This window comes from Streptomyces sp. NPDC048521, assembly GCF_043199855.1.
GTDB lineage: Bacteria > Actinomycetota > Actinomycetes > Streptomycetales > Streptomycetaceae > Streptomyces.
The window spans coordinates 271573-283657 of record NZ_JBICWR010000003.1 but is presented as its reverse complement, the minus strand read 5'-3'; the positions used below and the strand labels follow the sequence as shown (position 1 = coordinate 283657).

Below are 12085 nucleotides of genomic sequence, written 5' to 3'. Positions count from 1 at the left end.
GTGCGCCCAGTCTGCGCGGTTCGGCGCAACGCTTTCACCCGTTCGCGTCATCCGGCTTGCCGGACGGCGCGATGTGCGGCTTCGACCAGGGCCACCTGAGCCTGCCACCGGAGGTGTCGTCGGGGTCGTACACGTACTTCCACCCCTGGATCAGCCCCAGCCGCCTGCTGTGCCCGCGCGGCACCCGGCGGTAGACCAGCACCGTGGGCGGGCCGCCTTCGGGGTCCGGGACTGGAACGCGGTACGTCTTCGGGGGGTGCCCGGTCGGGCCGAGCAGGACGGGCAGCACGCGTCCGTCCAGCGGGCCGCCTTCGAAGGGGGTGTCCTGGCTCTTCACGGCTCCGGTCTCAGCCTTCCTCGGCGAGCGCGCCGACGAGAGCGGCGGTCTGCGGGTCACGGCCCGCGGTGACCGTGAGGACGGCCACGAACTGCTCCACCAGCCAGTCGCGCAGTTCCTCCACCGGGGGCTGCTTGTCCTCGTCCAGCCAGATCAGCGAGGCCGCCTCCACCGCCGTGATCCACATCCGGACGGTCATACGCAGACGGGGCCCGGGGTCGCTGACGCCCAGGTGGCTGAAGATGTGCTCGGCGGCGGCCCGGCGCACCCCGTCCACGATGGCGGTCGTCCGGGAGGTCTCCACCACGCTGCCGCCCTGCAGCAGCGCGCTGAAGCCGGTGTCGTGCCCGTCCACGAAGGTCAGATACCGGTCGAGGGCGCGGGACAGCCGGGGCAGCAGCGGGCCCTCGCGGGGTTCGTCGAAGCAGTGCTGGAGTGCCTCGCCGGCGGAGCGGAGCGCGGCCTCGTACAGCTGCTGCTTGCCGCCGGGGAAGTACCGGTACACCAGCGGGCGCGAGACCCCGGCCGCCTCCGCCACGTCGTCCAGCGACACGTCCTCGGGGGCGCGGTGCGCGAAGAGGGACAGGGCGGCGTCGAGGAGCTGACTTCGGCGCTCCTCGACGCTCAGCCGACGGTAGGCGGGGGTGGCCGACGGGGTCATGGCCGTCAGCCTAATCGCTGCCCGGCCCGAGCCGTCGTCGTCCGCCGGTCCGTTGTGGCTGGTCGCGCAGATCCCCGTACCCCTTCCGGCCAGGGGCGCCCCCGACCTCAGGAGCGCGGGCGGCCCACCACCCGCGGGCCGCGTCAGGCCAGCAGCCCCGACGACCGCCACAGCCGCCGCCCGACTCCCCGCAGCACCCCGATGTCGTCCAGGAAGTCGGTCAGCCGCTTCGCGCCCGTCTGCATGACCTCCCGCCGGTGCGCACTCGCCTTCACCTGGGCCATGGCCTCCCGCTTGTCGAGGCCGACGTTCGTGTACACGTCGGGGTTGACGAAGGCCACCGAGAAGACCCGGGCGAACTCCCCGGAGGTGACCCGGGTGAACTCCTGCGACCACTTCGGCGCGGTCACCATCTGGCGTCGCAGCTCCTCACGGGCGTACCGGACGTGGCGCGCCTCCTCGACCACGTGGATGCGCGTGACGCCCCGGATCAGCGGCTGCACCCGCTCGTCGGGGAATGTCAGCCGCTGCATCCAGTCCAGGACCTCCTCGCCGAGCAGGGTGGCCGTGAAGGAGCCGGGGGTCGTCGAGATGGTCTTGAACAGCCGGCCGAGGTTCTGGTGGACGCGGCTCACCGGGTACCAGGGCGTGCCGCCGTGAGAGATCAGCCGCGCGAACATCTTCGAGTGTCGGCACTCGTCCTCGATCTCGGTGAGCGCGTACCGCACGTGCGCGCTCGTCGCCGCCTTGTCGTAGATGTGCCGGACGAGCAGCTGCATCAGGATGATCTCGAACCAGATGCCGAGCGAGGCCAGCGCGGCGGCCTCGTGCTGGGAGAGCAGGATGCGCTGTTCCTCGCTCATCCGCTTCCACATCGGGGTGTCGTACAGCGACACCAGCTCCGGCGGCCAGAACCACTTGCCCTCCTCGAAGGGCGCGTCCCAGTCCAGCTCCTTGTCCGGGTCGAAGGAGTGCTTGGCGGAAGAGACGAGCAGCCGTTCGGCCACCTGCTCCCGGTCCTTGAGCAGGCCGAGCGCGTCGCGCAGACCGTCCAGCGCGTCGGCTTCCGTCAGGGTCGTCATGGCTCCCTCACCTCGTTACCCGGGGGTAGTCGTCCTGCCTCTTATGAGACTGCCTGTCAGCAAGGCCGTCAATCCCTTGCGCACGACTTGTTGACTCCGCGTCTACGTGTGAGCCTGCGAGGTATGCCGACCCAAGACCTGTACGCCTACGACCCGGGAGACTCCCCCTGGCAGGTGCCCGCGAGCGGCGCGGCCCGGTTCAGCTGGGAGTACGACGACGGCCGCGACCGTCTGCTCGCCCTGTACCAGAAGGGCAAGGACAAGCAGTGGGACGGGAACAAGCGCATCGACTGGGACCTGGAGGTCGACCCGTACGACGCGCTCGGCACGCCCGAGGAGGCCATGTCCCTGTACGGCACCAGGTACTGGGACAAGCTCACCGACAAGGACAAGGGCGAACTGCGCCGGCACTACGCCTCCTGGCAGTTCAGCCAGTTCCTGCACGGCGAGCAGGGCGCGATGATCTGCGCGGCGCGGATCGTGGAGTCGGTGCCCGACCTGGACGCCAAGTTCTACTCCGCGACCCAGACGATGGACGAGGCCCGGCACGCCGAGATCTACGGCCGGTTCCTGCACGAGAAGATCGGGCTGGTCTACCCGATCAACGACAACCTCCAGTCGCTGCTGGGCGACACCCTGCGCGACAGTCGCTGGGACATGCCCTACCTGGGGATGCAGGTGCTGATCGAGGGCCTGGCGCTGGCCGCCTTCGGCATGATCCGGGACACCACGACCAAGCCGCTGCCCCAGCAGATCCTGACGTACGTCATGCAGGACGAGGCCCGGCACGTGGCCTTCGGCCGGATGGCGCTCAGGGACTACTACCGGCAGCTCACCGACGCCGAGCTGCGTGAGCGCGAGGAGTTCGTCATCGAGGGCTGCTACCTGATGCGCGACCGGCTGCGCGGGGTGGAGGTGCTGGAGAACTTCGGCATCCCCAAGGCCGAGGCCGAGGCGCTGAGCGAGCGCTCGGAGTTCCTCCAGCTGTTCCGCAGACTGCTGTTCAGCCGCATCGTGCCCTGCGTCAAGGACATCGGCCTGTGGGGCAAGCGGCTGCAGCAGGCCTATGTCGACATGGGCGTCTTCGAGATGGGCGACTCCAGCCTGGACCTGCTGATGGCGCAGGACGAGGAGCTGGCCGAGCGGTTGGACGCCGAGCGGTTCGCCGTGGAGGAGCGGGAGCGGGTGGCCGAGGTGCGGGAGGCGATCGACTCGGCGGCGGGGGAGCCCTGACCGGAGCGGGGCGCGGTGCCGGTCCCTTCACCCGTGTGCAGTAGCGTGCTGGCGTGTCCATGCCTCCGCCGCCGCAGCAGCCGCAGCATCCGAACCAGCCGCAGCCCCCCTACGGTCAGCAGCCGCCCTACGGTCAGCAGCCCCCGTACGGCCAGCCCCCCTACGGTCAGCAGCCCCCGCAGGCCGCCCCCGGCCCGTACGGCTCCCCGTACCCCCAGCAGCAGCCGTACCCGCCGGGGGCGCCCCAACCTCAGCAGCCGTACCCCGCGTGGGGCGCGCCGCCGCCGGCCCCGCCTCCGAAGAAGCGCCGGGTCGGCTTGATCCTCGGGATCGTGGGCGGTGTGATCGCGGCCGGTGTCGCGGTGCTCGTCCTGATCGGGGTGGTGGCCGAGAGCGGCTTCCCCGAGGCCGAGAACAAGCTCACCCTGCCCAAGACGCTGGTCGACGGGAAGTACGAACTCGCCCAGGACCTCTCCGGTTCCGAGGGCAAGAAGATCGAGGACGAGGCCGACGGGGCCTGGGACGCCAAGGACATGCACGGGGTCGTCGGCAGCTACACCCTGGGCGGTGACGAGAGCAAGGGCACCCTGGTGGTGTCGGGCATGTACGGCCGGTTCAAGAACACCGACGCGGCCCGCCGGAACATGATGAAGGGCGCCGCCCAGGGTGCCGGGGCGAAGGTCGCCGTTCCCCCGAAGGAGTTCGACCTGGACGTCACGATCAGCTGCGAGGTGCTGACCCAGAACCAGGTCGGCACGAAGGTCACCCTGCCGATGTGCGCCTGGGCCGACGGCAACACGGGCGCCACGGTCGCCGAGGTGACCACGGAGGGCGTGACGCAGGACCCGTCGGAGGTGGACCTGGAGGCGCTCGCGAAGCAGACCCTCAGGATCCGCTCGGAGGCGGTCAAGCCGATCGGCTGACCGCCACCGCCTCCCCGGCGTTACCGGTCTCGCCGGCGTTACCGGTCTCCCCGGGCGGGAAGGACGTCCGCAGGGTGAAGGCGTACGGTGTCGCGCCGTGCGCCCTCAGGTGCAGCAGCCGGTCCTCCGCCTCGGCGACCGTCGGGCGGTGGCCGGCCGGCACCCACCACAGGGCGGTCACCGCCTCCTCGAGCCGCTCGAACCATTCCCTGCGCCGGGCCAGCAACTCCCGGTGCAGGCCCTGGTACATGAACGCCGTGAGCGCGTTGGTGTCCCGCCACACCGTCAGGTTGACGATGAGCCACTCGTCACCGAGGACGGGGATGTCGGTCGCGTTGCCGGAGTCGCTCTGCAGGCGCCAGACGAAGCCGTCGGAGGCGTCCGCCGCCGCGTTCACGGGGTCGAGTCCGTCGACGAAGTCCTTCAACTCGGGCGAGTCCAGGGGGAACTTGAGGCGAGCGATGTTGACCTGGGCGAGTTCGTACGAGGCTGCCGTATCCGTCATGACCGAACGGTAGGTCGGCCCCGGTCGTCCCGGTACCCCCCGTCTCACAGGCCGAGAACCGCCCGCATCACCCCCTGCGCGATCGGCGCCGCGTCCCCGCCGCCGCTGATCTCGCCCCGGTTCGCCGAGGCGTCCTCCACCACCACCGCGACCGCCACCCCCGGTTCCAGGGCGCCGTCGGCCTGCGCCCATGAGACGAACCAGGCGTACGGCACACCGGAGTTGCCGACCCCGTGCTGGGCGGTGCCGGTCTTGCCGCCCACCGTGGCACCGGGAATGGCCGCCCGGGTGCCGGTGCCCTCCTCGACCACATCGGTCATCAGCTCCTTCAGCCGGGCGGCCGTGGACGGCCGCATCACCTCCCGCGCCGGATGCGCCCCGGACCCGGCGATCGTCTCGCCGCCCCGCCGGGTGGTCCGCTCCACCAGATACGGCGACCGCAGCCGGCCGTCGCCCGCGACGGCCGCCGCGACCATCGCCATCTGCAACGGCGTCGCCCGCGTGTTGTACTGCCCGATCGAGGACAGCGCCAGCTGCGCCTTGTCCACGTGCCGGTCGAAGGTGCTGGGCGAGACGGAGAAGGGAATGCGCAGGCCGGAGTCGTTGAACCCGAACGCCCCCGCCATGGCCGCCATGTCCCGCACCCCCACGTCTACGCCCAGCTTGGCGAACACCGTGTTGCAGGACCACTCGAAGGCCGTCCGCAGCGAGGCGTCCTTGCAGCCGTCGGCCTCGTTGGTCAGCCGGGTCCTGGTGCCCGGCAGCCGGTACGGGTCGGGGGAGTGGGTCCGCGCGTCCAGATCGGTGACCACGCCCGCGTCCAGCGCCGCCGCCGCGGTGACCACCTTGAACGTCGACCCCGGCGGATACGTCTGCCGCACCGCCCGGTTGAGCATCGGTTTCTCCGGGTCGTGGTTGAGCCGTTCCCACGCCGAGGCCACCGCCTCCCCGTTGCCGGACAGCTCAGCGGGGTCGTACGACGGGCTGGTCACCAGCGCCAGGACGCGTCCCGTGGCCGGCTCGATCGCGGCCACCGCACCCTTGCGCCCGGCGAGCCCCCGGTACGCCGCCTCCTGCGCCCGCCGGTTCAGCGTCGTGACGACGTCCCCGCCCGGACTGCGCTTGCGCGTCACGTCGTTCCACACAGGCAGCGGCGACAGCATCGGATCGGTGCCGGACAGCACTCCGTCCGCCGCGTGCTCGAGGAAGGCGGTGCCGTACTTCTGCGAGGCGAAGCCGGTGACCGGGGCGTACAACGGCCCGTCGCGGTAGGTGCGTTCGTAGCGCAGCTGCTCGCCGGTGTCCACGGACCCGGTGACCGGCTCGCCGCCGACCACGATGTTGCCGCGCGGCTGCTGGTAACGGGCGATCGTGGCACGGCGGTTGGCCGGGTTGTCGTCGTAGACGCCGGACTGCACGAGCTGCACCCGGGCGGCGTTGACCAGCAGGGCCGCCAGCAGCAGGGCGCAGAACGCGCAGGCGTGCCGGATGTAGCGGGCCATCGGCCGGCCGCCGCCGTACTCGGTCATGGAGCCTCCCGTCCGTCGTACTGGCTGCGTGCCGAGTCGCTCACCCGGATCAGCAGCGCCACGATCGCCCAGTTGGTGACCACGGAGGAGCCGCCCTGGGCGAGGAACGGCATCGCCATGCCGGTCAGCGGGATGAGCCCGGTGACCCCGCCCGCGATCACGAACACCTGCAAGGCCACGATCGAGGCCAGCCCCACCGCCAGGAGCCGGCCGAACGGCTCGCGCAGGGCGAGGCCCGCCCGGTAGCCGCGCTCCACCAGCAGGGCGTACAGCAGGATGATCGCCGCGAGCCCCGCCAGGCCCAGCTCCTCGCCCGCGGTGGCCAGGATGAAGTCCGACTTGGTGGCGAAGCCGATGAGGATGGAGTGCCCCAGCCCGAGGCCCGTGCCGAGGAGGCCGCCCGCCGCGAAGGCGAACAGGGACTGGGAGAGCTGGTTGGGGCCCTGCCCGGCCTCGATGGTGGCGAAGGGGTGCAGCCAGTCCTCGATCCGGCCGCCCACGTGCGGCTCGAGACGGCCGACGGCGAAGGCGCCGAGCACCGCCAGCAGCAGCCCGACCGCGATCCAGCCGGTGCGGCCGGTGGCGACGTACAACAGCACCACGAACAGCCCGAAGAACAGCAGGGAGGTGCCCAGGTCCCGCTCCAGGACCAGCACTCCCACGCTCAGCAGCCAGATCGTCACGATCGGGCCGAGCACCCGCCCGGTCGGGAACTGCATCCACCACACCCGCCGGCCCGTGTACGCGAGGGCGTTGCGGTTGTCGGCCAGATACGCGGCGAAGAACACCGCGAGCAGCACCTTCGCGAACTCGCCCGGCTGGAAGGAGAAACCGGCGATCCGGATCCAGATGCGGGCACCGTTGACCGCCGGGAAGAGGATCGGCAGCAGCAGGAGGGCCAGGGCCGCGACCACGCACACGTAGGAGTAGCGCTGGAGCAACCGGTGGTCGCGCAGCATCAGGACGACGGCGATGAACAGCCCCACCCCCAGCGTGGACCACACCAGTTGGGTGGGGGCCGCCCGGTCGCCCGGGGTCTCCAGGTCCAGCCGGTAGATCAGCACCAGGCCGAGCCCGTTGAGCAGCACGCCGATCGGCAGCGGCAGCGGGTCGGCGTACGGCGCCCGGATGCGGACGGCGATGTGCGCGAACAGGGCGAGCACGCCGAGCCCGGCCCCGTAGCCGACGGCACCGGGCGGCACGGTGCCGGACCGTGCCAGCCCCACCGCGCAGTAGCCGTACACGGACAGCAGGACGGCCAACACGATCAGGGCCAGTTCGATGCCTCGGCGCCGGGGGAGGCGTACGGCGGACGCGGGAGCCTGGGCCGCCGCCACGGTGGTTCCGGCCTTCGTCATGCCCGGAACTTACCCAAATGGGGCGTCTTGTGTGCTGTGCCCGTCAGCACCAGCGTGGCGTTGGTCCGAAGGTGGCGATGTAACGGGCCGACCCCCAGGCCCAGGTGCCGTCCGTGAGCAGGTACCAGAGCGAGTTGCCGCCCACCAGGTCGCCTCTGGTCCTGCAGTAGATCGAGACGACCTGGCCCTCGCGGACCAACCGCACGCGCCGGCTGCCCCGGTCCGGACGGTCGCGCAGCCACAGGCCCCCTCGCGCCGTGACGCCCCCCTGGTAGCGGCCGGTTCCGTTCAGGCTCCCCGGATCGGTGTTGTCGGTGGGCGCATTACCCTGACCGCCGTTGTCCTGCTGGGTGACGCCCGGATCGCCGTTGTCCCCACCGTTGTCGGCCACGGCCGGACCGACCGCGACGCCGGTGACCAGAACCCCGCCGACCGCGGCTGTGGCGAGACCACGGGCAAGGGAGGAGTACAGGGGCATGGAGTACCTCCGGAAAGCGGGCGAATCCTGATTAACCGCCACATTAGGAGTGCTCCAGCCGAGCTGCGCGCCCTACTGGGCCGCCCGGGGCAAGCGCCCGGAAGGGGTGCGGGGAACGGCGCGATCGACCACCGACGGCCCGCACCCCGCGTCGCACCCGCGCGCCCTCGGCCCGCGCCGCTGATGCACCGGAGGCAGCGTCAGCGTCTCGACTGGGCCGCCCGGGGCAAGCGCCCGGAAGGGGCGCGGGGAACGGCGCGATCGACCACGCACGGCCCGCACCCCGCGTCGCACCCGCGCGGCCCCGGCCCACCCCGCTAATCCGCCGAAGGCAACGTCAGCGTCGCGACCGCGCCCCCGTCCACCGCGTTCCCGAAGAACAGTCGCGCCCCCAGCACCTCCGCCTGCCCCGACGCGATGGTCAGACCGAGCCCGTGCCCCTTGGCCCCACCCTCCGTACGGAACCGCTGCGGCCCGTGCGCCACCAGGTACTCCGGAAAGCCGGCCCCGTGATCCCGCACGGTCACCACAGGCCCGTCGACCGTCAGCACCACCGGAGGGGCACCGTGCTTGTGCGCGTTGGCCACCAGATTGCCCAGCACCCGCTCCAGCCGCCGCCGGTCCGTCTCCACCCGCGCGTCCCGCACGATCCGCACCTCGGTGTCCGTGCCGGACGCCCGGACCACCCGCCCGGCCAGCGCCCCCAGTTCCTCGGTGTCCACCTCCAGCTTCTCCCGGCCGGTGTCCAGCCGGGAGATCTCCAGCAGGTCCTCGGTGAGCGTGCGCAGCGCCGCCACCCGGTCCCGGACCAGCTCCGTCGGACGGCCCGGCGGCAGCAGCTCGGCCGCCGCGTGCAACCCGGTCAGCGGGGTGCGCAGCTCGTGCGCCACGTCGGCGGTGAACCGCTGCTCGCTCAGCAGCTTGCTCTGCAGGGACGACGCCATGGAGTCCAGGGCCGCCGCCACCACGGCCACCTCGTCCTGCGGGCGGGTCGGGTCCTTCGTACGGGGATCGTCCACCCGGGCGTCCAGGTCACCGGCGCTGATCCGCCGGGCCACGCGCGCGGTGCCGTGCAACCGCCGGGTCACCCGGGTCACCGCGAACACGCCGACCACCACGGTCACCCCGCTCGCGAGCCCGGAGGACCACAGGATCGCCTGGTCGAGCCCGGCAATGGTGCGGGACTGCTGCGCGTAGTCGACCTCCACGGCGAGCGCCCGGTGCCCGGCCGCCGGGCCCGCCGCCCACATGATCGGGTGCCCCGCGTGCGCCGAGACCATCGTGCCGCGCCTGCCGCTCACGGCCAGCGCCCGCAGCGTCGCGGGCAGCCCCTCGGGGTCCACCCCGGCGCCCGGCAGCAGCCGGTCCCCGGCCTCGTACGCATCGGTGGCGTCCGCGAGCCGGGACAGTGCGAGGTCGCGGGCCTGGCCGACGGTCTGGTTGGTCACCGAGACATGCACCAGGACACCGAGCAGCGCGGCCAGCGCGCAGCACATCACCGTGATGAACGCGGCAGCCTTCACGGCGAGCGTCCCGGCCCACTGAGGCAGCGCGAGCCTCATCGCACGCTCGCGGAGGGGCTGACCGACGGCGACGGGGCCGGCGTCCTGCCGTGCCGGCCGTCACCGGTGTGCAGGTACTCGTCGCGGGAGAACACCATCGCGCGCTGCTCCGGGTCCCACAGCCAGGTGGTGCGGTACTCGTAGCCGGAGATGTCGGCCGGGGAGCGCTCGATCAGCGCCCGGCCGGCCAGCTCCACCCCCATGATCGCGTCGTTGTCGGCCAGCACCTGCACCAGCTTGTGGTTCTCGACGGTGTAGACCCGCACCGCCGTCTGATTGGTCGGGTAGAGCCGGAAGCCGAGCGTCAGGTCGGCCCGGCCGTCCCCGGTGAGGTCCCGGTAGTACGGCTTCAGCAGCGGGCAGCGCGCCTTGTCCCCGCCCGGGCGGCACTCCTTCGTCCGGTCCACGGTCGCGTGGTACGGGCCCTTGGAACCGTAGTCGTCGGGATGCGCCGCGATCTCCGCCTCGACGACGTCCACCGGATCGACCTTCCGGATGTCGTCACCGGGGAGCGCCAGCCCCTTGACGGTCGCCCGGGTCGCCACGTCGTAGGGGTAGGCCGGGCTGGACGCCGGCCTGAGGTCCGGCCAGAGCCGGACGGGACTGTCGGCGGTCGGGGTGGCGCCGGCGTCCCGCAGCCCGCCGGTGTCCCCGCAGGCCGCCGCCGTCGCCGACAGCAGGGCGACGGCGGCCACGGCGAAGGCGGCGCGCGCGGGACGACGGGGTGGCACGGTGCTCCTGGGGCGTCGGGGTCGATCCCCCTCCACCTTAATCCGGGGGTTCGCAGGGAAGTGTTCCCGGATCCTCGGGCAAGTCCCTTTCGCGCATCCGGTGGCGCTGCCGGGAGAGAGGCTACTCGGCCAGCTCCTCCAGCAGCCGCACGGTGGACAGGCCCGCCCGCAGGTACTCCACGAACAGCTGGTTGTGCAGCGCCCACGCCGAGCGCCGGGCACGGATCAGCTGGATCGCCTCCTCGGGCGAGCGCCCGCGCTGGACCAAGGCGTGCGCGATGACCAGGCCCGAGCGGTTGTAGCCGTGGTAGCAGCGCACGAGCACCCCGCGGCCGGCGTCCAGCGTCTCGTTCACCGCGCGGGCCAGCCGCATCACCCCGGCGAGCTGCGTCCCGTCCAGCGGACCGTCCGGAATCGGCCACACATGGTGCTCCACACCCGGATCGGGCCCGTACCCCGGCAGCCGCAGCAGCGACTGCACCACATCGAACTCGTCGCGCACGACGGCGAACTCCAGCCGCCCCGAACGGCCCCGGAACTCGTACCCGCCCATCCACAGGCCGGGCACGATCTCGTTCCACGGGCGCTCCGGAGCCGGTACGTCGGGCTGCTTTCCGCGGGTCCGCAACGGCGCCTCCCCAACTCCCCACACAGGGCCGTCATCCAAGGTAACCGGTCTTGCCCCGGGAGCACCCCGCCTGTTCCCATGGTCGAGGGGTGATGGCGCATGAGCGGACTGCGCGTGGTGCCGGCCTTTCGGCACGGCCGGGAACGGCTGTACGTCTGCCGCCCGGACGGAAGCAACGTCGCCTGGTACGACCGGGAGACGGGCCGGGTCAACCTGCTCGCCGAGGACGGCCGGGACGACGTGCTCGCGGCCCTGAAACCATTCCTGACCGGCCAGGTGACCGTGGGCCCGCCCCCGGTCCCGACCCCGGCGGAACTCGCCCGGCTGACCCTGCACCCGGACGACGACCTGGCGCCCAACCGCCCCGGCGAGGCCCTGCTCGTCGCCCTCGACCGCGACCCCGGCCCCGCCCACCGGCTGCGTCCCGACCCGCGCCGGCGCGCCCTGGCCGCCGAGCAGACCGTCGGCGAGGCCCTGGACCGGCTGGAGGGCGCCGGCTGGCACACCCTGCACTCGGTGCCGCTCCCCGGCGGCGACCGCATCCACCACCTGCTGATCGGTTCCGGCGGCCTGTTCGCCGTGCACTCCCTGTACGCCCGCAAGACCCGGGTCCTGGTCGCCGACCCGATGGTCACCCTGGGCCGCCACGAGGCCGAGCCGGTGCTGCGCCGTCTGCGCGCCGACGCCGACCGCGCCTCCTACGCCCTGACCGCCGAGGTCCACCCGGTGCTGGCCCTGGCGGGCCCGGCCCACCTGACCGTGACCGCCGAGCCCCGGCGGGTACGCATCCTCCAGGACCCGGAGCTCGACGGCCTGGCCCGCCTCGGCGGGGTACTGAAACCGGCGGACGTGGAGGCACTGCACGCGATGGCCCGGGACCGGAACACCTGGGCGCGGGTGTAGGTCGGGGGCGGAGCGGTCACTCTGGCCCGGCTGGGTGCTGGTGCTGGTGCTGGTGGGCGTGGAGGCGTGGAGGCGCTGCAGCCCGGCCTGCTTGGGCGGCGTGGGGAAACCGGCGGAGGTGGAGGCGCTGCACGTGACGGCCCGGGATGGGAACA

Annotated in this window: 13 protein-coding genes; 3 read left to right on the top strand and 10 right to left on the bottom strand. The window is 72.3% G+C overall.

Features of this window, described 5'->3' with window-relative positions; all coding sequences use genetic code 11:
• Positions 1–34: 34 nt before the first annotated feature.
• From ACGFRF_RS08825 to ACGFRF_RS08815, 3 genes are all read right to left on the bottom strand, one after another.
• Positions 35–337 carry a hypothetical protein gene (locus ACGFRF_RS08825; RefSeq protein WP_393737913.1) on the bottom strand — a complete coding sequence of 101 codons (303 nt, stop codon included), beginning with the start codon at positions 335–337 and terminating at the stop codon, positions 35–37.
• Positions 338–347: 10 nt separating this feature from the next.
• On the bottom strand, positions 348–998 hold the full coding sequence (locus ACGFRF_RS08820; RefSeq protein WP_393737912.1) for a TetR/AcrR family transcriptional regulator: 651 nt from the start codon (positions 996–998) through the stop codon (positions 348–350).
• 143 nt (positions 999–1141) lie between these two features.
• The gene (locus ACGFRF_RS08815) at positions 1142–2080 is read right to left on the bottom strand and encodes a diiron oxygenase (protein WP_393737911.1); all 939 of its coding nucleotides are present in this window, start codon (positions 2078–2080) and stop codon (positions 1142–1144) included.
• Positions 2081–2203: 123 nt separating this feature from the next.
• Between ACGFRF_RS08815 and ACGFRF_RS08810 the strand changes: the two genes are divergently transcribed.
• Positions 2204–3313: a ferritin-like domain-containing protein gene (locus tag ACGFRF_RS08810; RefSeq protein WP_393737910.1), complete on the top strand. Its 1110-nt coding sequence runs from the start codon at positions 2204–2206 to the stop codon at positions 3311–3313.
• A 53-nt stretch (positions 3314–3366) separates the two neighbouring features.
• Positions 3367–4236, top strand: coding sequence for a hypothetical protein (locus ACGFRF_RS08805; RefSeq protein WP_393737909.1), 870 nt, complete (start codon positions 3367–3369; stop codon positions 4234–4236).
• On the opposite strand, the gene ACGFRF_RS08800 is transcribed toward ACGFRF_RS08805, so the two are convergent.
• The 7 genes from ACGFRF_RS08800 to ACGFRF_RS08770 form a co-directional block, all read right to left on the bottom strand.
• On the bottom strand, positions 4220–4741 hold the full coding sequence (locus tag ACGFRF_RS08800; protein WP_393737908.1) for a DUF3291 domain-containing protein: 522 nt from the start codon (positions 4739–4741) through the stop codon (positions 4220–4222). The genes ACGFRF_RS08805 and ACGFRF_RS08800 overlap by 17 nt on opposite strands.
• 44 nt (positions 4742–4785) lie before the next feature.
• Positions 4786–6243 carry a penicillin-binding transpeptidase domain-containing protein gene (locus ACGFRF_RS08795; protein ID WP_393738302.1) on the bottom strand — a complete coding sequence of 486 codons (1458 nt, stop codon included), beginning with the start codon at positions 6241–6243 and terminating at the stop codon, positions 4786–4788.
• Positions 6244–6266: 23 nt separating this feature from the next.
• Positions 6267–7628 (bottom strand): FtsW/RodA/SpoVE family cell cycle protein, encoded by a 1362-nt coding sequence (locus ACGFRF_RS08790; RefSeq protein ID WP_393737907.1) that lies wholly within the window; start codon positions 7626–7628, stop codon positions 6267–6269.
• A 43-nt stretch (positions 7629–7671) separates the two neighbouring features.
• Positions 7672–8106 (bottom strand): SH3 domain-containing protein, encoded by a 435-nt coding sequence (locus ACGFRF_RS08785; RefSeq protein ID WP_393737906.1) that lies wholly within the window; start codon positions 8104–8106, stop codon positions 7672–7674.
• A 317-nt stretch (positions 8107–8423) separates the two neighbouring features.
• Positions 8424–9668, bottom strand: coding sequence for an ATP-binding protein (locus tag ACGFRF_RS08780; protein WP_393737905.1), 1245 nt, complete (start codon positions 9666–9668; stop codon positions 8424–8426).
• Positions 9665–10399, bottom strand: coding sequence for a hypothetical protein (locus ACGFRF_RS08775; RefSeq protein WP_393737904.1), 735 nt, complete (start codon positions 10397–10399; stop codon positions 9665–9667). Before ACGFRF_RS08775 ends, ACGFRF_RS08780 begins: the two co-directional genes overlap by 4 nt.
• Before the next feature lie 121 nt (positions 10400–10520).
• Positions 10521–11027: a protein phosphatase gene (locus ACGFRF_RS08770; protein WP_393737903.1), complete on the bottom strand. Its 507-nt coding sequence runs from the start codon at positions 11025–11027 to the stop codon at positions 10521–10523.
• 99 nt (positions 11028–11126) lie between these two features.
• On the opposite strand from ACGFRF_RS08770, the gene ACGFRF_RS08765 reads away from it, so the two are divergent.
• Positions 11127–11930: a nuclease-related domain-containing protein gene (locus ACGFRF_RS08765; RefSeq protein ID WP_393737902.1), complete on the top strand. Its 804-nt coding sequence runs from the start codon at positions 11127–11129 to the stop codon at positions 11928–11930.
• The last annotated feature ends 155 nt before the right edge of the window (positions 11931–12085 follow it).

Bases quoted from the DNA above. Each gene is read 5' to 3' on its own strand.
- ACGFRF_RS08790 (WP_393737907.1), bottom strand. From the start codon at position 7,628: ATGACGAAGGCCGGAACCACCGTGGCGGCGGCCCAGGCTCCCGCGTCC.
- ACGFRF_RS08785 (WP_393737906.1), bottom strand. From the start codon at position 8,106: ATGCCCCTGTACTCCTCCCTTGCCCGTGGTCTCGCCACAGCCGCGGTC.
- ACGFRF_RS08795 (WP_393738302.1), bottom strand. From the start codon at position 6,243: ATGGCCCGCTACATCCGGCACGCCTGCGCGTTCTGCGCCCTGCTGCTG.
- ACGFRF_RS08810 (WP_393737910.1), top strand. From the start codon at position 2,204: ATGCCGACCCAAGACCTGTACGCCTACGACCCGGGAGACTCCCCCTGG.
- ACGFRF_RS08765 (WP_393737902.1), top strand. From the start codon at position 11,127: ATGAGCGGACTGCGCGTGGTGCCGGCCTTTCGGCACGGCCGGGAACGG.
- ACGFRF_RS08800 (WP_393737908.1), bottom strand. From the start codon at position 4,741: ATGACGGATACGGCAGCCTCGTACGAACTCGCCCAGGTCAACATCGCT.
- ACGFRF_RS08815 (WP_393737911.1), bottom strand. From the start codon at position 2,080: ATGACGACCCTGACGGAAGCCGACGCGCTGGACGGTCTGCGCGACGCG.
- ACGFRF_RS08820 (WP_393737912.1), bottom strand. From the start codon at position 998: ATGACCCCGTCGGCCACCCCCGCCTACCGTCGGCTGAGCGTCGAGGAG.
- ACGFRF_RS08780 (WP_393737905.1), bottom strand. From the start codon at position 9,668: ATGAGGCTCGCGCTGCCTCAGTGGGCCGGGACGCTCGCCGTGAAGGCT.